A 23714-nucleotide genomic window follows, 5' to 3' on the forward strand; every position below is an offset into this window, starting at 1 on the left:
AAATCAGCGCAGCGTCGGGCCCTGGAAGCCCATATAAAGGGCAAGCTTCTCAGCCACACTGGCACCAAGCTTCTTGGAGAAGCGATCAAACGGCGATTCCTCAACCGTGAAATCCACCAACTCCTTCTCGCCAACCACATCCCGCGCCACCGAACTGGCACTGCCCAGGCCATCGATCAAGCCCAATGGCAACGCCTGCTCGCCCGACCACACCAGACCGGAAAACAGTTCCGGATGGTCTTTATCCTTCAGTCGGTCCCCACGACCCTGCTTCACGCTGGCAATGAACTGGCGATGGGTAGTATCGAGCACGCCCTGCCAGAACTGGGTCTCATCGGCCTTTTGCGGCTGGAACGGATCCAGGAACGCCTTGTGCTCGCCGGAAGTATAGATGCGCCGCTCCACCCCCAGCTTCTCCATGGTGCCGACAAACCCGTAACCGGCTGCCGTCACCCCAATGGAGCCCACCAGGCTGGCCTTATCGGCATAGATCTGGTCAGCGGCACTGGCGATGTAATAGGCCCCCGAGGCGCCCAGGTCGGAAATTACTGCATAGAGTTTGGTATCCGGATGCAGTGCGCGCAGGCGCCGAATCTCGTCATAGACATAGCCCGACTGCACAGGGCTGCCGCCCGGGCTATTGATGCGCAGGATCACGCCCTTGACCTTGGAGTCTTCGAACGCGGCGCGCAGGCTGGTGACGATATTGTCGGCGCTGGCGGGCTCCTTGTCGGCAATCACTCCGCGCACTTCGATCAAGGCAGTGTAGTGACTGCCACGGGTGGCGCTTTTTTCCATGTCCATCAGCGGACTGAACAGCGCCAGCATGCCGAGCAGGTAAACAAAGGTCAGCAGCTTGAAGAAAATCCCCCAGCGCCGCGAACGACGCTGTTCCTGGACGCTGGCCAGGAGGGTCTTCTCCAGCAGCTTCCAGCTTTTATCATCACTGTTCTCGGCCTTTTCGGGCGCTTTCCACTCGTCACTCATGCCATTAACCCCAGCAAAAACTCATTGGGCCCGGCTAAGCCAGGCCTGCAATTCAGAAAAATGATCAATCGTCAGCCTGGGCTCGTATTGCTTCAACGCCTCGCCAGCCTGGGCACCATAGCTGACGGCCACGCTGTCCATGCCGGCATTGCGCGCCATCATCAGGTCGAAGGACGCGTCACCCACCATCAATGCCTGGCGCGGCGATACACCGCAGTGATCCAGGATCTGCTCCAGCATCAGAGGATGAGGCTTGCTGGCGGTTTCATCCGCGGCGCGGGTGATGTCGAAATAATCTTCGAAACCATGGGCCTTGAGCACCCGATCCAAGCCACGGCGAGCCTTACCGGTAGCAACAGCCAGGTGATAGCCCTCGGCGCGAAACGCCGCCAAGGATTGCCTTACGCCGTCAAACAGTGGCGACGGCTCGGTTTCCAGAGCGATGTAGTGATCGGCATAGTGCTGACGGAACGCAACCAGTTCCTGGTCACCGATCTGCGGGTACAGGGTGCGAATAGCCTCAGGCAACCCCAGGCCGATGATGCCTTTAACCGCCAGGTCGCTGCATAACTCATAGCCTGAACGGGTTGACGCCATGTGCATCGACTCGACAATCCGACCAATGGAATCGCACAGCGTCCCATCCCAATCGAAGATCAGCAGTTTGTAGTCAGGGTGCGACACTCAAACGCTCCACGGTCTTGGCCCACATCTCGTCGACCGGCGCCTGCAATTTCAGCTCGCCGCCATCGGGCAGCGGCACCGTAAGCATATAGGCGTGCAGGAACAGGCGCTTACCGCCCAGGTCGCGGATTTCCTTGGAGAAACCCTCGTCGCCGTACTTGGTATCGCCAGCAATGCAGTGGCCCGCATGCAGGGTATGCACACGAATCTGGTGGGTACGACCAGTGACCGGCTTGGCCTCGACCATGGTGGCAAAGTCGCCGAAACGGCGCAGCACCTTGAACAGCGTCAGGGCTTCCTTACCCTCCTCGTCCACCTCGACCATACGCTCGCCGGAACGCAGGTTGCTTTTCTGCAGTGGCGCACGCACGCTCTTGATCGAACTGGCCCAGTTACCACGCACCAACGCCATATAACGCTTGTCCACGCCATCGCCACGCAAGGCAGTGTGCAGATGGCGCAACATGCTGCGCTTCTTGGCAATCATCAGCAGGCCGGAGGTATCACGGTCAAGGCGATGGACCAGTTCCAGCTCCTTGGCATCCGGGCGCAACTGGCGAAAGGCTTCGATCACGCCGAAATTCAGGCCACTGCCGCCGTGAACCGCAATGCCGCAGGGCTTGTTGATCACGATCAGTTTGTTGTCTTCGAAGACAATCGAGGCTTCCAGGCGCTGCAACAGGCCCTGGGCCAATGGCACAGGCTCGTCGCGCTCAGGCACGCGCACAGGCGGCACGCGAACGATATCGCCCGCCTGCAACTTGTACTCAGGCTTGATCCGGCCCTTGTTCACGCGCACTTCGCCTTTACGCAAAATGCGGTAGATCAAGGTCTTGGGCACGCCTTTGAGCCGGGCCAGGAGAAAATTGTCGATGCGTTGGCCGGCATATTCCGGCGAGACCTCAAGCAGCTGGACGCTGGGGGTCGGGGGGGTGGTAGTCGTCATGCCGGCGATGATAACAATTTTTTATGGAATTGAAGCACTTAATCATTGCTGCTATAGTCGCGAACGCCGCCAAAAGCGGCCTGGACAGAGGACATGCGGCAAACTGCCGGCCCTGACCATCGCAATTCATCAGGACGCGAGGCCGTCCTACGGGGCTTTCGCCACCTTGGAAGGCTCGGGATTGTAACAAGCGCAGGTGACATGAGGCCTGAAGCGAGTGCAGAAAGCAGAGTGAATACTCGCCTTTTGCGCCGATATTTACGGCCAGTTCACAAAGTGCAGTCAGTCTTGAGCCAGACCATGGCGAATGCTTCGGAAACAACGCCTGTTAAGAGCTGAGTGAGAGCGCAGTCGCCCACACCTAGTCTTGTTTAGCCATGAGCGTGGACTCCCCATTGGAGAACACGGTAAATGCCAACCCGCTGCGGATTCTGCGCGCGGCAGCACCCGAATTATCAGGGATACGTGTAGGGTGGAGATGCACAACCGTCGGACTGTGTAGCACTAGGCTTATATTTAGACGCTTCATCTCGTCCACAGTCGCCGGTTGATTCCTCCTCCTGACCTTAGCTTTTGTTGAAGTGGTGCCTTTGTCACCACCGCTAACGAGCAGGACGCGTCCGTCGCGATAGCGGCCCAATTGGCCGGTTATTGCTGGACACTGGAGTGGCCAACCACTCTTGACGCACCTGACACCGACCGTGAGAAGTCGTGTGTGCCGAACGCCGTTTCCGGCAGCCCGGAAACCGACGGTACAACATGAAAAGAATGCTGATTAACGCAACTCAACCCGAAGAGTTGCGTGTTGCACTGGTAGATGGCCAACGCCTCTACGACCTGGACATCGAATCCGGTGCACGCGAGCAAAAGAAGGCCAACATCTATAAAGGCCGTATTACTCGCATCGAACCAAGCCTTGAGGCTGCCTTTGTCGATTTCGGCTCCGAGCGCCACGGCTTCCTGCCCCTCAAAGAAATCTCCCGCGAATACTTCAAGAAAGCCCCCGAAGGCCGCGTGAATATCAAGGACGTCCTGAGCGAAGGCCAGGAAGTCATCGTCCAGGTCGAGAAAGAAGAACGTGGCAACAAGGGCGCCGCCCTGACCACCTTCATCAGCCTCGCCGGCCGTTACCTCGTGCTGATGCCGAACAACCCACGTGCCGGCGGCATTTCCCGTCGCATCGAAGGTGAAGAGCGCAATGAACTGCGCGAAGCGCTGAACGGCCTGGTCGCACCGGCCGACATGGGCCTGATCGTTCGCACTGCAGGCCTTGGCCGCAGCAGCGAAGAAATGCAGTGGGACCTCGACTACCTGCTGCAACTGTGGACCGCCATTAAAGAAGCGTCCCTGGATCGTTCCGCGCCATTCCTGATCTACCAGGAAAGCAACGTGATCATCCGCGCCATCCGCGACTACCTGCGCCAGGACATCGGCGAAGTGCTGATCGACAGCGTTGAAGCCCAGGACGAAGCCCTGACCTTCATCCGCCAGGTGATGCCGCAGTACGCCAGCAAGATCAAGCTGTACGAAGACAGCGTACCGCTGTTCAACCGTTTCCAGATCGAAAGCCAGATCGAGACCGCCTTCCAGCGCGTGGTCGAACTGCCTTCCGGCGGCTCCATCGTCATCGACCCGACCGAAGCCCTGGTGTCCATCGACATCAACTCGGCGCGCGCCACCAAAGGCAGCGACATCGAAGAAACCGCCCTGCAGACCAACCTGGAAGCGGCTGAAGAAATCGCCCGCCAGCTGCGCCTGCGTGATATCGGCGGCCTGATCGTGATCGACTTCATCGACATGACCCCCGCCAAGAACCAGCGCGCCGTGGAAGAGAAAGTCCGCGAATGCCTGGAAGCTGACCGTGCTCGCGTGCAAGTCGGCCGCATCTCGCGCTTCGGCCTGCTGGAAATGTCCCGCCAGCGCCTGCGTCCATCCCTGGGCGAGAGCAGCGGCATCGTCTGCCCGCGTTGCAACGGCACCGGCATCATCCGTGACGTTGAATCGCTGTCCCTGGCGATCCTGCGCCTGATCGAAGAAGAAGCCCTGAAAGACCGCACCGCCGAGGTCCGCGCGCAAGTGCCGATTCCGGTTGCCGCCTTCCTGCTTAACGAAAAACGCAACTCGATCACCAAGATCGAACTGCGCACCCGTGCCCGTATCGTCATCCTGCCGAACGATCACCTCGAGACGCCGCACTTCGAAGTCCAGCGCCTGCGTGATGACAGCCCGGAAGCCCATAGCGGCCAGTCCAGCTATGAAATCGCTGCTGCCGCTGCCGAAGTGGAAGAAGTCCAGCCAGCCGCTGCGACCCGCACCCTGGTCCGCCAGGAAGCCGCCGTGAAGACCGCGCCGGCCCGCGCCAACGCACCGATGCCTACCGAAGCCGCTGCTCCGGTTGCCGCCCCGGCCGCCCTGCCTGAGCCAAGCCTGTTCAAGGGCCTGGTGAAATCGCTGGTCAGCCTGTTCGCCACCAAGGAAGAGCCTGCTGCCCCGGTAGTGGTCGAAAAGCCTGCCACCGAGCGCCCGGCGCGCAACGAAGAACGTCGCAACGGTCGCCAGCAAAGCCGTAACCGCAACGGTCGCCGTGACGAAGAGCGCAAGCCTCGCGAAGATCGTGCACCGCGTGAAGAACGCGCGCCACGTGAAGAGCGTGCACCTCGCGAAGCCCGCGAAGACACCCCGACCGTCGCCCGTGAAGAACGTGCACCGCGTGAAGAGCGCGCACCACGTACCCCACGTGCCCCGCGTGAAGATCGCAAGCCGCGTGGCGAGCGCGAAGAGCGCGTGCGTGAACTGCGTGAGCCGCTGGACGCCGCGCCAGCCGTTGCTGCTGCCGCTGCTGCCAGCACCGAAGAACGCCCGGCGCGCCAGCCGCGTGAAGAGCGTGCCCCACGTGAAGAGCGCCAGCCGCGCCCACCGCGTGAGGAGCGTCAACCACGCGCTGAGCAAGCCGCTGCCGCCAGCGAAGAAGAAGTACTGACCGGCGAAGAGCAACTGCAGGAAGACGGCCAGGACAACGCCGAAGGCGATCGTCCACGCCGCCGCTCCCGTGGCCAGCGTCGTCGCAGCAACCGTCGTGAGCGTCAGCGTGACGCCAACGGCAACGTGATCGAAGGTTCGGAAGAAACCGGTGAAAACGCAGAAGCTGCCAACAACGAACCAACAGGCGCCGAACTGGCTGCTGGCTTGGCCGTTACCGCGGCCGTCGCCAGCTCGGTCATCAGCGCACCTGCGCAAGCCCAGGCCCACGAGCAAGCCGAGCGTGCTACTGCCGCTGTCGAAGAAAACGCTGTGGTAGAAACGCTAGCTGCCGAGACCCCAGAGGTTCAAGCGCCAGCTGTTGAAGCGCCAGTGGTCGAAGCCACTACCCCTGTCGAAACCCCAGTGGTTCCGGAGGTGGAAGTTGCCCCGGTTCGCGACGCACAGCCAGAAACCGAAGTGGTTGCCGTTGAACCGGCTCCGGTGGTTGAGCCTGCACCAGTGGTTGAAGCCGCAGCAGAAGCACCGGTTGTCGAAGAAGCCGCCCCGGCCGTGCGTGAAGTTCGCGAAGAACAGACTGCCTTCCAGTGGACTGCCGAACCTACCGCCCCGGTTGAAGCGCCAGCGCCTGCCCCTGTGATTGAGGAAGCGCCAGCCCCGGCTGCCGAAGTGGTTGAAGCCGCACCGGTTCCAGAGCCTGCGCCGGTGGTTGAAGCCCCTGTGGTTGCCGAAGTGGCTGCTCCGGTGGTTGAAGCCGCACCTGCCAGCGCTCTGACCGAGAACGGTCGTGCGCCGAATGACCCACGTGAAGTGCGTCGTCGTCGCAAGGAAGCTGAGGCCGCTGCTGCTGCGGCAGCCGCTGCACCGGCTGTGGTCGAAGCCGCTCCGGCTCCGGTTGCTGAAACCGTGGTAGAGCACGTGGCCCAGGAAGAAGAGCACGAGCCTAAACCTCTCGCCTGATTCTGCCAGCCACTAAAAAGCCCCGCCTGAGTGATCAGGCGGGGCTTTTTTTGCAAAAAATTCGAACATACTACTGCTCAAATTTGGGGGCTTGCCCCCTCCCACATTCAGTCGGCGCTGAAACTCAACCGTTGCGGCACGTCCACATCCCATAGCACCCCAGGATCATCCACCTGCACGCCCCGCACCTGTGCTTGTGCAAACAAAGGCTTAGCGCCACGGTCCCCGGTCAACGCCATCAACGCAGGCCCAAATACACGACCGAAAGCCACCGGATGCCCATACTGCCCGGCATGCACCGGCACAGTGATACTTCCCGGATCGGCCAGCACGCGCTCGATCGTCGCGGATCGAATAAACGGCATATCACCCAGCACAACTAGCCAGCCATCCACCGAGGCGCTGGCCGCAACGGCTGCGGCAATGCTGTCACCCATACCAGCCGATTCCAGCAGCAGGACCTTGCAACCGTACGCCTCAGCTAAATGAATCACCTCAAGGTGCTCCGGTGAGGTCACCACCCAGCGCTCAACAAGCGTCGCGGGCAGGTTAACCAGCACCTGCTCGATCACCGGTCGGGAAACGCCATCCAGGCCCACGCAAACGGCCAGCAACTTGTCCTGATCAGCACCGGCTTCGGCGCGAAAACGACTGCCCTGCCCTGCGGCCAGCACGATCGCCGTGACAGTCACTGCGCCACCACCGCCAAGGGTTTTTTCTGCACCGGTGCCACGCCGTTCTTGATTGCGACAATTTCCGCCATCAACGACAAAGCGATCTCCGCCGGGGTATGGCTACCGATATGCAAGCCAATCGGCCCGTGCAAACGTGCAATGGCGTCCTCCGACAAGCCCAGGGCTGCGAGATTCTCTCGACGCTTCTGGGTATTGACCCGCGACCCCAGCGCGCCGATGTAGAACGCGGTGGAGTCCAGCGCTGTCAGCAATGCCATGTCATCCAAACGCGGATCGTGGGTCAGGCAGACGATAGCGGTGCGTTCATCGGTTTGGATATTCAGCACCGCCTCGTCGGGCATGCCTGGCACAAAGCGACCGTGCTGTTCTTCCCAGCCATAGACGAATTCTTCACGGGGGTCGCAGATCAGCACTTCGAAATCCAGCAAGCGCGCCATTTGCGCGACGTAGCGTGACAACTGCCCGGCGCCGATCAACAACAGGCGCCAACGCGGCCCATAAATGGCACGCAGACGCTCGCCGTCGAAGCTCACCACATCGGTCTTGCTCGCGGCGCTCAGGGCTACCGCGCCCGTGGTCAGGTCCAATTCACGCGCGACGACCTGGTGGTCTTCGCAGCGCGCCAGCAGTTCGGCCACCCAGCACCAGTCATCCACCCGCTCTTCGGTCAGGCGCAGCGTACCACCGCACGGCAAGCCAAAGCGCGCCGCTTCATCGCGGGTGACGCCGTAGGTGACCAATTGGACGGGTGGCCCATCATCAGCCAGCCGCCCGTCCTGCAGGCGGGCGATCAAGTCATCTTCGATGCAGCCACCGGACACCGAGCCAATCACCACCCCGTCGCCGCGCAAGGCCAGCATCGCCCCAGGAGGGCGCGGCGCGCTGCCCCAGGTCTGCACCACGCTGTACAACACTACGCGCTGCCCGGCGCGGCGCCACTCAAGGACGCTACGCAGGACATTCAAATCCACACTGTCCATCAAACCTCCTGCCAGCGTTGTTAATGAAATCGTCATTTACTGTAAAGCAAAAGAATCCAGAAGTGGCCGTACACACACGCAAACGCCCCGAACCAGTCGGGGCGTTTGCGGGTTGCCTTGGCGTCAGATCACGCCAGCAGCGATTTACTTGATGACAGGCGCCGGGCCTTCGGCCACACCCAGGTCATCTTCTTCGCGGGTGTCGGAAATACCTGTACCGCCGGACGCCAGCTCACTTTGCAGCTTGTCGGTGTCCAGCTCCTTGACCCACTTGGCCACAACGATGGTGGCAACGGCGTTACCCACCAGGTTGGTCAGCGCACGGGCTTCGGACATGAAGCGGTCGATACCCAGGATCAGCGCCAGGCCGGCCACCGGCAAGTGGCCTACGGCCGACAGGGTCGCTGCCAGTACAATGAAACCACTGCCGGTCACGCCCGCCGCGCCTTTGGAAGACAGCAGCAGCACCAGCAGCAGGGTGATCTGGTGGGTGATGTCCATGTGGGTGTCGGTCGCCTGGGCGATGAACACGGCAGCCATGGTCAGGTAGATCGACGTACCGTCGAGGTTGAAGGAGTAGCCGGTTGGGATCACCAAGCCGACCACCGACTTCTTCGCACCCAGGCGCTCCATCTTGATCAGCATGCGTGGCAATGCGGATTCGGAAGACGAGGTACCCAGTACGATCAGCAGTTCTTCACGGATGTAGCGGATCAGCTTCAATACGCTGAAACCGTGGGCGCGGCAGATGGCGCCAAGTACCACGACCACGAACAGGACGCAGGTGATATAGAAGCAGATCATCAGCTGGCCCAACTGCACCAGAGAACCCACACCGTAGGCGCCGATGGTGAATGCCATGGCACCCAGGGCACCGATCGGAGCGAGCTTCATGATCATGTTGATGATGTTGAACATCACGTGGGCGAAGCGATCGATGAAGTCCAGCACCGGCTTGCCGTAGGCGCCCAGGCGGTGCAGGGCGAAACCGAAGATCACCGAGAACATCAGCACTTGGAGGATATCGCCGTTGGCGAAGGCGCCGACGATGGTGTTCGGGATGACGTTCAGGATAAAGCCGACAATGCTCTGGTCTTTACCGGCGGTGACGTAGGCCGCCACTTTGGAGGCGTCCAGGGTCGCTACATCGATGTGCATGCCCGCACCCGGTTGCACGACGTTGACCACGACCAGGCCGATCAGCAGGGCGATGGTGGAGACGATTTCGAAGTACAGCAGCGCATAGCCACCGGTCTTGCCCACCGACTTCATGCTTTGCATACCAGCGATGCCGCTGACCACGGTGCAGAAGATGATCGGGGCGATGACCATTTTGATCAGCTTGATAAAGCCGTCACCCAGTGGCTTGAGGGCCACGCCGGTCTGCGGGTAGAAGTGGCCGAGCAGAATACCGATAACGATTGCGACGATCACCTGGAAATACAGGGATTTGTAGATTGGCTGACGAGTCGTCATTGCAAAGTTCCTCAAACGTCCCGGGGGCAAATATCCGCCATTGCCCACGACACTTGAATTGCGAACCCTCCTGCACTGGAGGGATTTGTTGTTGGCGAAGCCTGTAGGACAAAGCCTGCGCTGTAGTCCTTATCGCAAACGGCGTGCCACTTTGCGCAAATCCGCTGAAGGCCTTTAGACATCTGGGCCAGGCGGGTTACTTCCGCCCCTGAGCACTCGATCATATGGCGGATTTCCGCCCACCTAGCCGGTCTCGTCCTACAATTTGGCGGATATCCGCCTTGTCGCTCGGCCGGGTCATGGCTACCATCCGCCACTCCACGGACGAGGCCCTTGCATGCGCGAACGTACCATCGCCAGTCACTACGCCCGAGCAGCCCTCGGCGGTGCGCGTCGAGCCGGTTACGACTACTCGGTGTTGTTGCAGCAGGTGGGCATCACCCCTGAACTGCTGAGCGAGCCTCGCGCCCGCATTGCACCGGAGCAATTCACCCGGCTGCTGCAAATGCTCTGGCTGGAGCTGGATGACGAGTACCTGGGGTTTGCCGATGGGCCGAGCAAACGCGGCACCTTCGCCATGATGTGCCACGCCCTGATCCATTGCCGCACGCTGGAGAAGGCTCTGGAGCGCGGCTTATTGTTTTATAGCCTCTTCCCGCAGGGCCCGCGCTGGCAGCTGACGAAAGAAGGCGATATGGCGCGACTGAGCCTGGACGACTCACAGCTATGGGACCCGGATCACTTTCTCAGTGAGTGCCTGCTGGTGATCTGGCATCGCCTGGGCAGTTGGTTGATCGGCCAGCGAATCCGTCTGCAGCAGGCAACCTTCAGTTACCCCACGCCGGCCCATGCCAGTGAATACGACCTGTTGTTCCCCTGCCCTCACATGTTCGACGCGCCGAACAGCAGCCTGGTATTTCCCAGCCGCTACCTGAGCCTGCCCCTGTTGCAGGATGAACGCACCCTCAAGCATTTCTTGCAGCGCTCGCCTGCCGACTTATTGTCCCGACCGGATGAAGGCGACAGCCTGAGCAGCCAGTTGCGCCGCTTGCTGAGTCGCGATCGTACGCCCTGGCCGGACTTGGAGGCCGTCGCCCAGCATTTGCACATCAGCCCGCAGACCCTGCGCCGGCACCTTCGCGAAGAAGGCACCAGCTTTCAGGCATTGAAGGATGAGTTACGCCGGGATATTGCCATCTACCATTTGGGGCGGGCGGATTTGTCCTTGCAGGAGATTGCCGAGCATTTGGGGTTTTCTGAGCCGTCGGCGTTTCATCGGGCATTCAAGAAGTGGACGGGGCTGACACCGGGGGCGTATCGCGCGCAGGGGAGTTAAACGGAGGTGGACTTGGCTCAGCACGGGTATCTACACAACTTTTGGTATGCCCCCTCCCACATTTGGATCGCAGGGCATCAGTCAGATAGCGGTCGACTGTCTGGCCATCATCGCGTAAGCCCAGTCGATAGACATCACAACGCCGGAAAATGGATCCTGAAAGCCGCGCCGCCTAGTGCCGAGTCCCCTAGCGTCAAACGCGCGTTGTAGCTCTCGATAATGTCCTTGACCACCGCCAGCCCGATGCCCTGCCCCGGGTGCTGGCGATCAAGCCGCTCGCCGCGCTGCAGAATCCGTGCGCGCTGGTCGGGCGGCACACCGGGGCCGTCGTCTTCGATACACAACTCAATACCGTCAAGGTTTTCCACCAGGCTGATACGCACCTGACGCAGGCATAGGCGATAGGCGTTTTCCAGCAAGTTGCCGAGCATTTCGAGCAGGGCGCCTTTCTCGATGGGCACGTCACACTCTTGCGGCAGGTCAAAGGAGACGTTGACGCGCTTGTCGCGGTAGACCTTTTCCAAGGTATCGCACAGACTTTGCAACACCGGCTCCAAACGCACCTGGTGGCGCACCAGGCCGCTTTTACGCAGGCTGGCACGCTGCAATTGATAGCCTATCTGCTGGCTCATGCGCTCGATCTGCGATTGCAGCACCCACGCCTGGCCACGGTCTTCGTGGCGCTGAGCCATGTCCTCACTCACTCCCTGCAAGACCGCCAGCGGGGTTTTCAGGCTATGGGCCAGGTCATCCAGGGAATCGCGGTAGCGGGTGCGTTGCTCGCGTTCACTGTGCAGCAATCGGTTGAGGGAGCCGGTAAGTCGCAGCAGTTCGCGGGGGTGTTCTTCGGAAAGGCTCTCACGGGTGCCACCTTCGATCTGGTCAAGCTCCTGGCTCAAGCGTCGCAGGGCTTGCAAGCCCCAGGTCAGGCCCAGCCACAACAGCGTCAACAGCACGAGCAAGGCGGCGCCGAAGCCCAGGTAGAGGTTCTCGCGCAAGCCTTCGAGGGTCAGTTGATATTCACGCACCGGTTGCAGGGCGACGATACTGAACGCCGCACTCTTGCCCCCCAGCAGCTTGACCTCGACGTCATACACGAAAAATTCCTGGCCATTAGCTTCGCGGATGCGCGCAAACTCGTTGCCGCGCCCATCGTAGCGCGGCTTGTAGTTGATGTTTTCTTCCCGGGTCGCCCGCGAACGCCATACCAAGTGGCCCTCGCGGTCGTAAATATAGCCAAGCAGCCGGCTGTCGGTGAGGTTGAAGCGTTCATCCGGCAGCTGCGCCGGCATCAGCAGGCGATTATTTTCGACCCGCGCGGCGGAGATCAGGGTGGTCACGTCCGACGCCAGGCGCTGCTCGATGGAATCCTGCAGGGCCAGGCTGAACGCGCCTTGCATGGCGGGCAACAAGCCGAGCATGAACAGCACGGCCAGGGTGGCGGCCGCCAGCATCAGGCGCACACGTAGCGAGCGAATCAACGGCAGCGCTCATTGAACAGGTAACCCAGGCCGCGCACAGTATCGATCGGCTTGAACCCGGTCGGTCCTTCCAGCTTGCGGCGCAGGCGGCCGACCAGCACTTCGATGACGTTCGGGTCGCGTTCGTCGTCATCGGGGTAGAGCTGCTCCATCAAACGATCCTTGGCCACCACTTGTTGATGGTGACGCATCAGGTATTCGAGGATTCGATACTCATAAGCGGTCAACGCCAGCGGCTGTTCATCCAAGGAGGCTTGCTTGCGATTGAGGTCCAGCAACAAGGGCCCGGCAATGATGGTGGACTGGGTAAAACCGCTGGAGCGGCGTAACAAGGCGTTCATCCGCGCCTCCAGCTCTTCGAACTGAAACGGCTTGACCACATAGTCGTCGGCACCGGCCGCCAGGCCTTCGACTTTATCCTGCCAGTTGCCGCGGGCAGTCAGGATCAGGATCGGAAAGGTCTTGGCCTGGGTGCGCAGTTGGCGAATCAGGTCCAGGCCGCCCATGCCGGGCAGGCCAAGGTCGATGATCGCCAGGTCATGATTGAATTGGCCTGTCTGGTACAGGGCTTCCTCGGCATTGGCCACGGCTTCGACCACATGCCCGCTGTCGGTCAGGCGGGTAAACAGGTGATGGCGCAGCAGCGCCTCATCTTCCACCACCAGCAATTTCATAAGGCTCTCCAAGGCAATTCAACTATCCGACCGAGGGATATCATAGCGGCCCTGCACGTCTTGCGGGCGCAGTTTAATGCCATTGTAATGGCCCGTCAGGTGCGGGTAGCCGCTGCGATAGTCGGGTTGCGCGGCGCTAGCGCCCAGGGCCCGCCCCCACGGCGCGGTCTGGGTGCCGGCGTCTTCGAAGCTGACACGATGGATCGGGCTGCCGGATTTCTTGGTTTTCTCGCTGCCAAATGCCCTAAAGTCGCCATCCGAGGCTTGCACGCCGGCGGTGGCGCCGAGCATGGTTAACGCCAACATCAGCTTCTTGATCGCAGTCATGGTGGTTACCTCATACGCGTTTAGGCTGTGGGGTCCAGACTACGCAAGCGCCCCTGAACTCCCCCTGAACAGGCTCTGAACCACAACTGAACCGCTGCCGGGCTATCCACTGGCGCGCCAACTCGGCAAAATGCTGCGCATGACGCCCCTACCCGCTTGCTGTACCCCACTCGATGCCCGTTGGCCGCTGCCTGCCCCCTTGCCGGGTACGGTGTTTTTGAGCACGCGATTCGACCCGGCCTTATTGAACCCCTTGGATTTCCAGCGTAGCGCCGTGCCGCCGCCGGCGAGCATCCAGCGCTCGGTGGCCAAGCGGCAAGCGGAGTTTCTCGCCGGCCGCCTGTGCGCCCGCGAAGCGCTGCAACGACTCGATAACCTCAACTGCATCCCGGCGATCGGTGAAGACCGCGCACCGGTCTGGCCTGGGCATATCAGTGGCTCCATCACCCACAGCACCGGGCACGCGGCAGCCATTGTCGGCCACAAGACGCAGTGGCGCGGGCTGGGGATGGACCTGGAGAACCTGCTGGCCCTGGAACGGGCGGAACGCCTGGCTGGGGAGATTCTGACGGCCGATGAGTTGCAGCGCATGGCGGCACTACCGCGTGAGCAGCTCGGGCTGCTGGTGACGTTGACGTTTTCGGTCAAGGAGAGTCTGTTCAAGGCGCTCTATCCGATCGTGCAAAAGCGTTTTTACTTTGAACATGCCGAGGTATTGGAGTGGTCGCAGGCTGGGCACGTGCGGCTGCGGTTGCTGACGGACCTGTCGAGTGAGTGGTGTTGTGGCAAGGAGTTGGAGGGGCAATTTGTGCTGGAGGGGGAACAGTTGTTGAGCCTGGTGGCCGTCGGCGCTTGATAGGACGCTATCGGGGTTTCTCTTGATCCCGGGGCCAACTCAGGCTGAAACACGCCCCGCCCAGATTGTTACTTTTGCTGATCAACGCCCGCCCGCCGTGCCAATAGATGATCCGCCGCACAATCGACAGGCCCAGGCCGTGGCCGCCAGACGCTCGGGTGCGGCTGTCGTCCAGGCGCAGGAATGGCGTAAAGATCCGCTCCCAGGCACTTTCCGGCACGCCTGGGCCATCGTCTTCCACGTCAATGCGACAGCGCACCTGGCCTACCTGGTAACTGATCAGCACGTGGCCCTTGGCGTGGCGCATGGCGTTACTCACCAGGTTCTGCAGGGCACGGTGCAGGTAGCGTGGTTCGGCGTCGACCCAGGCGTCATCCCAATGCGTCGATGACAGGCAAATACCGCGGGTAACGGCGACCTGCGGGCGCAGTGGCGACAATTCGCCGATCACCTGGTCGAGCAAGGCATCGAGGTCCACCCGCTGGAAATTCAGCTCCGGCGCCCCTTGCTCCAGGCGCGCATAGGTGAGCATCTCATCCACCAGGCCATCGAGGTCCTGGATATCGCCGTCCATGCCTTCCAGGTATTTGCGCCGAGCTTCGGGGGTGGCGGCATCACCGATCATCTCCAGGCCAAACCGCAGGCGCGCCACCGGTGTGCGTAACTCATGGGACACCGCACGCACCAGCTCGCGCTGAATCGCCAGCAATTGTTGCAAGTGCTCGGCCATGCCATTGAATGCGGCCGCAAGGCGCCCGACCGAATCAGCTCCTCGGGCCGGCACGCGGACCTCCAGGTTGCCCTTGGCGATGCGTGTAGCTGCCGCTTCCAGGCCTTTGAGCCGGCGCTCAAGCTGACGCACCAGCAAATAAACGATCAAGCCGATCAGGGTCAGGCCGATCAAGGTGATCAGAATCAGCCATTGCGCCGGGTAAGGGTTCATTTGATACAGCGGGCCGATCTCCAGCACCCATGGTGTGCCAACCATGCCGGCAAACACGCGGATCGAATCGCCGCCCTTGCCCAGGGCCATCACCGTATCGCCTTCCGCTACGCGCCGGCGCTGGTCGTCGTCCATGTCGGCCTGGTCAAGGGCCACCAAGTGCATTTCAAAACCAAAGCCCTTGGCTTGCTTTATATCGGCCAGGCGCTGCGGCTGCTCGGCGACTGGAAAGCGCACCAGTTCGTCGGCCAGCAGGTAAATGGTCGCACGGGCCAATTGCTCGCTGATCTGCTGCACTTCGCCGGTGAGCACCAACTGCTCCTGTTCGCTGACCAATCGCAGCACCCGCGCCGCATGGGGGCCGGTCTGTTCCACCAAGACCTGGCCACGTTGCAGGCGATTGCGCTGACCCAGGTCCAGTTGCGCCTGGGTGAACGTGCGCAGTTCCAGCGGAATGCCCAGCAAGCGCTCCCACACCGCCAAGGCGCGCAGCCGCTCAATGGCACTCATGGGTTGCAGGTTATCGCCCATCAACGCAAAGGTGCCGTGGGCCAGGCGCTCGCGGTACTGGCCGCTGCGCACATCGTTGAGCAGGTGCAACGCCAGGGCACCGAGCAGCGCCACCAGGATCAGCGCCGCGCACATGCCGCCGTAGATGCGCAGGAAGATCGAGTTCACAACGGCATATCGGCGGCGGCTTCGGGGACGAACAGGTAGCCTTTGCTGCGGATCGTCTTGATCAGGCGCGGATGAATCGGATCGTCGCCGATCTTCGGCCGAATGCGCGAGATGCGCACATCAATGGAGCGATCCTGGCCGTCGTAGCCGATGCCGCGCAGGGCGATAAAGATTTCCTCGCGGGACAGGATGCGCCCGGCGTTCGCCACCAACAGCCACAACAGGTCGAACTCGGCGCTGGTCAGTTCGATACCGCCATCGTGCAACCAGGCCTCGCGCAAGGCGTTGTCCACCACCAAGGGGCCGAACTGCAGGCGGCGCTGGTTTTCCACTATGGCAGGTAACGCCGACTCGCTGCGGCGCAGCAATGCCTGGATACGCGCCAGTAACAAACGTGGGCGCACGGGTTTGCATACATAGTCGTCTGCACCCATGTCCAGGCCCAGTACCTGGTCCATATCGTCGGTGCGCGCAGTGAGCATCAGGATTACACCGTCATAGCGCTCGCGCACCTTGCGGCAGATGCTCAGGCCATCTTCGCCGGGCAGCATCAGGTCGAGGATCACCAGGTCTGGTTGTTCGGCGATGATGCGCGCCGCCGCCTGTGCGCCGTCGCTTTCCACCGACACACACAGGCCGTTACTTTCCAGGTATTCGCGGGTCAACTCGGCGAGTCGCTCGTCGTCCTCGACGATCAATATCTGCCAGGCTTCTTGCTCCATGCGCTACCTCGGTTCTTTATTGTAGGAGCGAGCTTGCTCGCGAAGAACGCAAGGGCACCGCGCTTATCCAAGTGTGCTGCATTATCGTTGACGATTTTCGCGAGCAAGCTCGCTCCTATAGTTGTCATGAGGAGCAAGCATGCTATCGCCCTGATCAAGGCCGATTGTAGCCATGGCTCGCCCCTTAAAAACAAGCCTGGAAATCCATTCGGAGATCACGTTTGTTTGTGATAGGGTTCGCGCCCTCCGAAAATGGGCAGGCTGTTTCAAGCCCGAAATATTTAATGACAAACGGCGTAATCCAGCAGCAATGCGGCCTACACGCCTATTCGACCTTTCTTACACATTTTACTCACAGCGTTATCCACAGGTTACTCCGTTGCTAACCCCTCGAAAACGCATTATCTTGTACCTCGGCGCTCATGAAGACCCTACATGTAGGGTTTTCGACACCAGCGTCCAACCACACAAGTGGCTCGAAACTCAAGCGTTTTATTGCTAGCGCAGCGTTGAACCAACAGATTTTTCAGTAGACCAAACCGCTCACGCGGATGGCAGCTGTTCTCCATCCCCGACATGGAAAACGGTACGGGTGTTGCAGGAAAAAGCCTGGCACTCGCAATCAAATATAGAACGTGGAGACAACCCCCCATGCAAACCGACACAACTCGCGAGAACCCGCAGGGCTCCGTGCCGCAGGCCGCTGATTCGAACCTGGATCTGTCCGCCACTGCACCTGGCCAACTGCGCGTGATCAAGCGTAACGGCACTGTCGTTCCTTATACCGATGACAAAATCACCGTCGCCATCACCAAAGCGTTTCTTGCAGTTGAAGGCGGCACCGCTGCTGCCTCGTCGCGCATCCACGACACGGTTGCCCGCCTGACCGAACAGGTCACCGCAACCTTCAAGCGTCGCATGCCATCGGGCGGCACTATCCATATCGAAGAAATCCAGGACCAGGTCGAACTGGCCCTGATGCGTGCCGGCGAGCAGAAAGTCGCACGCGACTACGTGATCTACCGTGATTCGCGCGCCAGGGAACGTGCCGTGCGTTCCCCGGCTGAAGAAGCTGCCGTGCAAGCGCACCCGTCGATCCGCATCACCCTGGCCGACGGCAGCTTTGCGCCGCTGGACCTGGGCCGCCTGAACACCATCATCACCGAAGCCTGCGAAGGCCTGGAAGAAGTCGATGGTGACCTGATCCAGCGCGAAACCCTGAAGAACCTGTACGACGGCGTGGCCCTGACCGACGTCAACACCGCCCTGGTGATGACCGCCCGTACCCTGGTTGAACGCGAGCCGAACTACTCGTTCGTGACCGCGCGCCTGCTGATGGACACCCTGCGTGCCGAAGGCCTGGGCTTTCTGGGCGTGGCCGACAGCGCTACCCACCACGAGATGGCCGACCTGTACGCCAAGGCCCTGCCGGCCTATATCGCCAAAGGTATCGAATTCGAATTGCTCAACCCGATCCTGGCCACCTTCGACCTGGAAAAACTCGGCAAGGCGATCAACCACGAGCGTGACCAGCAGTTCACCTACCTGGGCCTGCAAACCCTGTACGACCGTTACTTCATCCACAAGGACGGTATCCGCTTCGAACTGCCGCAAGTGTTCTTCATGCGCGTGGCCATGGGCCTGGCGATCGAAGAGAAGAACAAAGAAGACCGTGCCATCGAGTTCTACAATCTGCTGTCGTCCTTCGACTACATGTCGTCGACCCCGACCCTGTTCAACGCCGGCACCCTGCGTCCACAGCTGTCGAGCTGCTACCTGACCACCGTGCCGGATGATCTGTCGGGCATCTACCACGCGATCCATGACAACGCCATGCTGTCCAAATTCGCTGGCGGCCTGGGTAACGACTGGACGCCGGTGCGTGCCTTGGGCTCGTACATCAAGGGCACCAACGGCAAGTCCCAGGGCGTCGTCCCCTTCCTGAAAGTGGTGAACGATACCGCCGTCGCCGTGAACCAGGGTGGCAAGCGCAAAGGCGCTGTGTGTGCCTACCTGGAAACCTGGCACATGGACATTGAAGAGTTCATCGAGCTGCGCAAGAACACCGGTGATGACCGTCGTCGTACCCACGACATGAACACCGCCAACTGGATCCCTGACCTGTTCATGAAGCGTGTCTTCGATGACGGCAAGTGGACCCTGTTCTCGCCATCCGAAGTACCAGACCTGCACGACCTGACCGGCAAGGCCTTCGAGGAACGCTACGAGTACTACGAAGCCCTCACCGAGTACCCAGGCAAGGTCAAGCTGTTCAAGACCATCCAGGCCAAAGACCTGTGGCGCAAAATGCTGTCCATGCTGTTTGAAACCGGCCACCCATGGCTGACCTTCAAGGACCCATGCAACCTGCGCAGCCCGCAGCAGCACGTGGGCGTGGTCCACAGTTCGAACCTGTGCACCGAGATCACCTTGAACACCAACAAGGACGAGATCGCCGTTTGCAACCTGGGCTCGATCAACCTGCCGAACCACATCGTCAACGGCCAGCTCGACACCGCCAAGCTGCAACGCACCGTCAACACCGCAGTACGCATGCTCGATAACGTCATCGACATCAACTACTACTCGGTGCCACAGGCGCAGAACTCCAACTTCAAGCATCGTCCAGTGGGCCTGGGCATCATGGGCTTCCAGGACGCGCTGTACCTGCAGCACATTCCTTACGGTTCGGATGCTGCGGTCGAGTTCGCCGACAAGTCCATGGAAGCGGTCAGCTACTACGCGATCCAGGCTTCCTGCGACCTGGCCGACGAACGCGGCGCCTACGAGACGTTCCAGGGTTCGCTGTGGTCCAAGGGCATCCTGCCGCTGGATTCGCAACAGATCCTGATCGAACAGCGTGGCCAGAAGTACATCGATGTCGACCTGAACGAAACCCTGGACTGGGCACCGGTACGTGCCCGTGTACAGAAAGGTATTCGTAACTCCAACATCATGGCCATCGCACCGACCGCTACCATCGCCAACATCACCGGCGTGTCGCAGTCGATCGAACCGACCTACCAGAACCTGTATGTGAAATCGAACCTGTCGGGCGAATTCACCGTGATCAACCCGTACCTGGTCCGCGACCTGAAAGCCCGCGGCCTGTGGGACTCGGTCATGATCAACGACCTGAAGTACTACGACGGTTCGGTGCAGCAGATCGAGCGCATCCCGCAAGAACTCAAAGAGCTCTACGCGACCGCGTTCGAAGTGGACACCAAGTGGATCGTTGACGCCGCCAGTCGTCGTCAGAAGTGGATCGACCAGGCCCAGTCCCTGAACCTCTACATCGCTGGCGCATCGGGCAAGAAGCTGGACGTGACCTACCGCATGGCTTGGTACCGTGGCCTGAAAACCACTTACTACCTCCGTGCCCTGGCCGCGACCAGCACCGAGAAGTCGACCATCAACACCGGTAAGCTCAATGCTGTTTCCAGCGGCAACCACGGTGATGATTCGGTACTCGCAGCCCCCGCCGGCCCGGCACCAGTGCCAAAGGCCTGCGCGATTGACGAGCCGGATTGCGAAGCTTGCCAATAAGCTGAACCGATCCAGGGCTTGAACGCCCTGGATTTAAAAAGCCCGATGAACCCCGACTGCACAGGGTTTATCGGGCTTTTTCGTTTATCACGCCTAGAGGAACGCGTACGCAATACCCTGCTTCGGCGCGCCACCTCGCCGCCCCCATAGCTCAACTTTACCGTCGATGACCGCCATTGAATGGCGATCATAGGCCACGACGCCCAGCTTGCCGCTCGCCAGTTCGCTACTCGAGGATTGCCTGTAGAGCCCTTTCAAACCAAGGCGATCCAAAGCTTCGTGGGGCATTTCGCCGTTGTTCAGGCTTTGCATCGCATGGGCAAAGCTCTTTTTCGATTCGTTCGGGTTGTCGTCCAGGCCATTGCCCTCCATCTGCGCACGCTTGGCGCTCGCCGCAAACATGAAGTTGGCATCAGTCAACATCTGCGGGTTATCGCCCTTGAACTGTGCATACCTGGCAGCCTGCCGTAATTCATCTTTGGAAAAGTTAACCGATTTCCCATCGCGCATTTTCACGTAATAGCCATTGCTCGTCTCTTTGACCTCTGCGAAGACGTCAGTGGGCTTCTGACCAAACTTCATCATTGCGCCCTTAATCGCTGAAACGGTGACGCAATTGCCGTCCGGCCCCTGGCTGAATCCACTCCAGATATTGTCTGGTTTTTTACCTGGGTTACTTTCATCGGGCTTGTAATTGAAGTGCTTGGAGCCTTCGGTAATCGGCAGATTACTCATGGGCTCGCTGGGGCCGAAATTGTTGGGACTTGGCCTGCCACCGCCGCCTCCACCACCTCCACCTCTTGGCGATGGGCCAGGGGAAGGCGGTGAGGGCGTTGGGGATTCATCATCCAGTTCTGGAAACCACAACTTCATCAGGCGCCGCAGAAACTCCAACCAAGAGACGTCGGCCTTCTCCATCAGCTCCTTCATGATCTCTTTGAATTTTTCGTCACCGAGCTCTTCGCGCTTATCGTTCAGCTTGTCGCGAAGCTCCTGAGCGGTCTGGCTCTTGGAGGTTTTTTCGGCATCCATCAGTTGGCTGAGCAGTTGCCTGACCGACTCAGTGTTGGCGGCCTTGTCGTCATTGGCCCCGTACGCCGGACTTTGCCGCCCATATACATCGCCATAGATACCCGCGTCGAAACCGCGCGCTCCCCGCGCGCCGCTCTCCCACAATGCATAACCCGCCATTTACTTCCCCTATATTCGCCGGACGACAACCGTCCGCTGGCTGATCCGTGGCCAAATCGGCGTTATGCGTTCCCGCATCGGGGCGTGGTGAAACGAGCAGTAAATAACTATGTAGCGCACACAAAAAAAGGCCCCTCGATCGAGGGGCCTTTGATTGAACGCTGGTACTTGAGCGACGGTATCAGGTCATCTGAATGATGGTCTGCATAATGGTGCTCTGGGTGGAGATGGTCTTGGCGTTCGCCTGGTAGTTGCTCTGGGCCTTGATCAGGTCCACCAGCTCGTTGGTCAGGTTGACGTTGGAGGCTTCCAGAGAGGAGCCCTTGATCGAACCCAGGGTGCCAGATTCCGGCGCGTCGTAACCCGGCTGGCCCGATGCAAAGGTCTCTTTCCAAGCCGTACCGCCAGCCGGCTGCAGGCCTTGCTCGTTGTTGAAGCTGGCCAGGGAAATCTGGCCGATGGCCTTGCTCTGCTGGTTGCTGAAGGTCGCGAACAATACACCGCTGCCGTCGATTTTCAGGCCGGTGATCTGGCCAGTGGCATAACCGTCAGTGACCGGCGGATTGCGGTAGCTGGCCGAGTTGTACTGAGTGACGTTGCCCATGTTGATAGCAATGCCGTCCTTGTTCGCTGTCGCATCGTTAGGCTTCCAAACACCATCGGTGACTGTGCCAGGTACCCAATCCTTGATGGTCAAGGTGTTGCCGGCGACACCACCGGTCACGATGCTCTTGAGATTACCGGCACCATCGAAACTCAGAGTCGAGGGCACAGGCGCCTTCACGTCAGCACCAGTACCGGTAGGCGCCGAACCATCAGGGTTGCGGCCATCGATCAAGGTGTAGGACTGCCACTGGTTGGCATCGGTTTTCACCAGGTACTGCACCATAGGGTGGGCGTTACCCTGAGCGTCGTACAACGTAGTGCCGTATTGCGTGGTGAATGTTTCGGACTTGCTCGGATCAAACGGATTCTTGGTCTGGTCGATCACCGGCGACGAGGAGTTGAGGTTGCTGGCCGAATCCACCTTGGTGGACGCCTTCGGTGGCAAGTTCGCCAGGTTCAGTTGCAGGTCGACCAGGCCACCCTTGGTGATCTTGCCATTCTCGTCCGCCGCGTAACCCTGCAGACGCGAAGTGCCGGTGTTGTTGGTGATGTAGCCGTCCTTGTCCGCACGGAAAGCACCGCTACGGGTGTATTCCAGCGAGCCGTCGCTACCCTTCTGCACGAAGAAACCACCACCCTGGATCGCCATGTCGAGGATGCCGCCACCGCCGTTGACGTCGCCCTGGGTGAACTGCTGGGACACCGCCGCCAGGTTCACACCGTTGCCGATAGTATTCTGGCCAGTACCCAGTTTGGAGGCCGCGTAGATATCGGCAAATTCCGCACGGGATGACTTGAAGCCAGTGGTCGCGACGTTGGCGATGTTGTTGCCGGTCACGTCCAGTTGTTTGTTGGCCGCATAGAGGCCGCTAAGGCCGATATTAAAAGACATGTTCTCTCCCTCTGCCGTATCTAGCCGGCTCTATGTACCGATAGTCTGAATTTGCGACAGCTTGACGCTGCCCATGCCGCCTGCAAGGTTGAGCAGCATTTCGCCGCCGGTCTTGCTCAGGGTCACGCTGGTTACCGTGGCCGGCAGTGAGGTGGCCAGGGCCACCGCATCACCTTTGTCGTTCTTGGTGGAGGCATTGAAGGTGTAGGTGCCGGCTGGGGCGATTTCGCCCTTCTCATTCTTGCCATCCCAGATAAAGCTCTGGCTGCCGGCACTCTGCGCGCCCATATCCACGGTGCGCACGACGTTGCCGTCCTTATCGGTGATCTTGACGGAAACGTTGCCCACCGCCGATGGCACCTCCACCGAACCGTTCATGCTCTTGCTGGTATCAACCATGGCTTTGTCGGTCTGGATAATGATCGACCGCCCCACCAGCGACGAAGCCTGCAGCGCTTGCGAGGAGCTGAAGTTGCTGGAGATGTTATTCACCGAGTCGTTGAGGGTGTTGATGCCTTCAAGGCTGCTGAACTGCGCTAGCTGGGCCACGAACGCGCCGTTGTCCTGGGGCGACAGCGGGTTCTGGTTTTTCAGCTGGGTGACCAGCAACTGCAGGAATGCATCCTTGCCCAGCGCCTGGTTGCCGGTCGCGGCTTTGGAAACATTCGCTACATTGTTCGAAGCATCCTTGACCTTGGAATTGAACAGGTCTTGGACTGCCGTGTTGTTAGACGTATCAACGATGGCCATTATTT

General features: G+C 60.3%; 18 protein-coding genes. 4 read left to right on the top strand and 14 right to left on the bottom strand.

Annotated elements, in window-relative coordinates:
* Positions 1-3: 3 nt before the first annotated feature.
* The 3 genes from QZR30_RS26630 to rluC are packed head-to-tail and all read right to left on the bottom strand — an operon-like array spanning position 4 to position 2617.
* Positions 4-987 carry a S49 family peptidase gene (locus QZR30_RS26630; RefSeq protein ID WP_046069153.1) on the bottom strand — a complete coding sequence of 328 codons (984 nt, stop codon included), beginning with the start codon at positions 985-987 and terminating at the stop codon, positions 4-6.
* Positions 988-1008: 21 nt separating this feature from the next.
* Positions 1009-1671, bottom strand: a complete 663-nt coding sequence (locus tag QZR30_RS26635) for an HAD-IA family hydrolase (RefSeq protein WP_311904625.1) — start codon at positions 1669-1671, stop codon at positions 1009-1011.
* Positions 1658-2617 carry a 23S rRNA pseudouridine(955/2504/2580) synthase RluC gene (gene rluC, locus QZR30_RS26640; protein WP_005790558.1) on the bottom strand — a complete coding sequence of 320 codons (960 nt, stop codon included), beginning with the start codon at positions 2615-2617 and terminating at the stop codon, positions 1658-1660. Before rluC ends, QZR30_RS26635 begins: the two co-directional genes overlap by 14 nt.
* Positions 2618-3376: 759 nt before the next feature.
* Here rluC and rne point away from each other — a divergent pair.
* Positions 3377-6556, top strand: coding sequence for a ribonuclease E (gene rne / locus QZR30_RS26645; RefSeq protein ID WP_442967613.1), 3180 nt, complete (start codon positions 3377-3379; stop codon positions 6554-6556).
* 107 nt (positions 6557-6663) lie between these two features.
* Here the strand turns inward: rne and QZR30_RS26650 are convergent, their stop codons facing one another.
* The 3 genes from QZR30_RS26650 to QZR30_RS26660 form a co-directional block, all read right to left on the bottom strand.
* Positions 6664-7248 carry a nucleotidyltransferase family protein gene (locus QZR30_RS26650; protein WP_311904628.1) on the bottom strand — a complete coding sequence of 195 codons (585 nt, stop codon included), beginning with the start codon at positions 7246-7248 and terminating at the stop codon, positions 6664-6666.
* Positions 7245-8231 (bottom strand): XdhC family protein, encoded by a 987-nt coding sequence (locus QZR30_RS26655; protein WP_046069157.1) that lies wholly within the window; start codon positions 8229-8231, stop codon positions 7245-7247. Before QZR30_RS26655 ends, QZR30_RS26650 begins: the two co-directional genes overlap by 4 nt.
* A gap of 144 nt (positions 8232-8375) precedes the next feature.
* A complete protein-coding gene (locus QZR30_RS26660) occupies positions 8376-9707 on the bottom strand; it encodes a dicarboxylate/amino acid:cation symporter (protein WP_046069158.1) in 1332 nt (443 codons plus the stop codon).
* A 337-nt stretch (positions 9708-10044) separates the two neighbouring features.
* On the opposite strand from QZR30_RS26660, the gene QZR30_RS26665 reads away from it, so the two are divergent.
* Positions 10045-11043, top strand: a complete 999-nt coding sequence (locus QZR30_RS26665; RefSeq protein WP_056846824.1) for an AraC family transcriptional regulator — start codon at positions 10045-10047, stop codon at positions 11041-11043.
* Positions 11044-11177: 134 nt separating this feature from the next.
* Here QZR30_RS26665 and QZR30_RS26670 read toward each other — a convergent pair whose 3' ends face one another.
* Genes QZR30_RS26670 through QZR30_RS26680 form a run of 3 tightly spaced genes read right to left on the bottom strand, consistent with a single transcriptional unit; the run spans position 11178 to position 13525 of the window.
* Positions 11178-12524: an ATP-binding protein gene (locus QZR30_RS26670; RefSeq protein ID WP_046069160.1), complete on the bottom strand. Its 1347-nt coding sequence runs from the start codon at positions 12522-12524 to the stop codon at positions 11178-11180.
* A complete protein-coding gene (locus QZR30_RS26675) occupies positions 12521-13198 on the bottom strand; it encodes a response regulator (protein WP_043050102.1) in 678 nt (225 codons plus the stop codon). Before QZR30_RS26675 ends, QZR30_RS26670 begins: the two co-directional genes overlap by 4 nt.
* Positions 13199-13216: 18 nt before the next feature.
* Positions 13217-13525, bottom strand: coding sequence for a hypothetical protein (locus tag QZR30_RS26680; RefSeq protein WP_046069161.1), 309 nt, complete (start codon positions 13523-13525; stop codon positions 13217-13219).
* Between the two features lie 139 nt (positions 13526-13664).
* Here QZR30_RS26680 and QZR30_RS26685 point away from each other — a divergent pair, with 139 nt between their 5' ends.
* Positions 13665-14381 carry a 4'-phosphopantetheinyl transferase family protein gene (locus QZR30_RS26685; protein WP_046072543.1) on the top strand — a complete coding sequence of 239 codons (717 nt, stop codon included), beginning with the start codon at positions 13665-13667 and terminating at the stop codon, positions 14379-14381.
* Between the two features lie 7 nt (positions 14382-14388).
* Here QZR30_RS26685 and QZR30_RS26690 read toward each other — a convergent pair whose 3' ends face one another.
* Entirely contained in the window at positions 14389-16002 is a 1614-nt protein-coding gene (locus QZR30_RS26690) for an ATP-binding protein (protein ID WP_311904632.1), read from the bottom strand.
* Positions 15999-16724, bottom strand: a complete 726-nt coding sequence (locus tag QZR30_RS26695) for a response regulator (RefSeq protein ID WP_046069163.1) — start codon at positions 16722-16724, stop codon at positions 15999-16001. Before QZR30_RS26695 ends, QZR30_RS26690 begins: the two co-directional genes overlap by 4 nt.
* 651 nt (positions 16725-17375) lie before the next feature.
* Between QZR30_RS26695 and QZR30_RS26700 the strand changes: the two genes are divergently transcribed.
* Complete coding sequence (locus tag QZR30_RS26700) at positions 17376-20270, top strand: ribonucleoside-diphosphate reductase subunit alpha (protein WP_311904634.1); 2895 nt, start codon at positions 17376-17378, stop codon at positions 20268-20270.
* Between the two features lie 93 nt (positions 20271-20363).
* On the opposite strand, the gene QZR30_RS26705 is transcribed toward QZR30_RS26700, so the two are convergent.
* The 3 genes from QZR30_RS26705 to flgD all read right to left on the bottom strand — a co-directional run bounded on the left by QZR30_RS26705 (position 20364) and on the right by flgD (position 23709).
* Positions 20364-21461 (bottom strand): hypothetical protein, encoded by a 1098-nt coding sequence (locus QZR30_RS26705; RefSeq protein WP_442967614.1) that lies wholly within the window; start codon positions 21459-21461, stop codon positions 20364-20366.
* Positions 21462-21642: 181 nt separating this feature from the next.
* Positions 21643-22959 (bottom strand): flagellar hook protein FlgE, encoded by a 1317-nt coding sequence (flgE, locus tag QZR30_RS26710; protein ID WP_046069170.1) that lies wholly within the window; start codon positions 22957-22959, stop codon positions 21643-21645.
* A gap of 30 nt (positions 22960-22989) precedes the next feature.
* Positions 22990-23709 carry a flagellar hook assembly protein FlgD gene (flgD, locus tag QZR30_RS26715; protein ID WP_046069171.1) on the bottom strand — a complete coding sequence of 240 codons (720 nt, stop codon included), beginning with the start codon at positions 23707-23709 and terminating at the stop codon, positions 22990-22992.
* Positions 23710-23714 lie beyond the last annotated feature (5 nt).

Origin of the sequence: Pseudomonas sp. rhizo25 (genome assembly GCF_031931935.1) — a bacterium.
Lineage (GTDB): Bacteria > Pseudomonadota > Gammaproteobacteria > Pseudomonadales > Pseudomonadaceae > Aquipseudomonas > Aquipseudomonas synxantha.

Excerpts from the sequence above, each read along its gene's own strand:
- QZR30_RS26630 (WP_046069153.1), bottom strand. The coding sequence starts at position 987 with ATGAGTGACGAGTGGAAAGCGCCCGAAAAGGCCGAGAACAGTGATGAT.
- rluC (WP_005790558.1), bottom strand. The coding sequence starts at position 2,617 with ATGACGACTACCACCCCCCCGACCCCCAGCGTCCAGCTGCTTGAGGTC.
- rne (WP_442967613.1), top strand. The coding sequence starts at position 3,377 with ATGAAAAGAATGCTGATTAACGCAACTCAACCCGAAGAGTTGCGTGTT.
- QZR30_RS26655 (WP_046069157.1), bottom strand. The coding sequence starts at position 8,231 with ATGGACAGTGTGGATTTGAATGTCCTGCGTAGCGTCCTTGAGTGGCGC.
- QZR30_RS26660 (WP_046069158.1), bottom strand. The coding sequence starts at position 9,707 with ATGACGACTCGTCAGCCAATCTACAAATCCCTGTATTTCCAGGTGATC.
- QZR30_RS26665 (WP_056846824.1), top strand. The coding sequence starts at position 10,045 with ATGCGCGAACGTACCATCGCCAGTCACTACGCCCGAGCAGCCCTCGGC.
- QZR30_RS26675 (WP_043050102.1), bottom strand. The coding sequence starts at position 13,198 with ATGAAATTGCTGGTGGTGGAAGATGAGGCGCTGCTGCGCCATCACCTG.
- QZR30_RS26680 (WP_046069161.1), bottom strand. The coding sequence starts at position 13,525 with ATGACTGCGATCAAGAAGCTGATGTTGGCGTTAACCATGCTCGGCGCC.
- QZR30_RS26685 (WP_046072543.1), top strand. The coding sequence starts at position 13,665 with ATGACGCCCCTACCCGCTTGCTGTACCCCACTCGATGCCCGTTGGCCG.
- QZR30_RS26695 (WP_046069163.1), bottom strand. The coding sequence starts at position 16,724 with ATGGAGCAAGAAGCCTGGCAGATATTGATCGTCGAGGACGACGAGCGA.
- QZR30_RS26700 (WP_311904634.1), top strand. The coding sequence starts at position 17,376 with ATGCAAACCGACACAACTCGCGAGAACCCGCAGGGCTCCGTGCCGCAG.
- QZR30_RS26705 (WP_442967614.1), bottom strand. The coding sequence starts at position 21,461 with ATGGCGGGTTATGCATTGTGGGAGAGCGGCGCGCGGGGAGCGCGCGGT.
- flgE (WP_046069170.1), bottom strand. The coding sequence starts at position 22,959 with ATGTCTTTTAATATCGGCCTTAGCGGCCTCTATGCGGCCAACAAACAA.
- flgD (WP_046069171.1), bottom strand. The coding sequence starts at position 23,709 with ATGGCCATCGTTGATACGTCTAACAACACGGCAGTCCAAGACCTGTTC.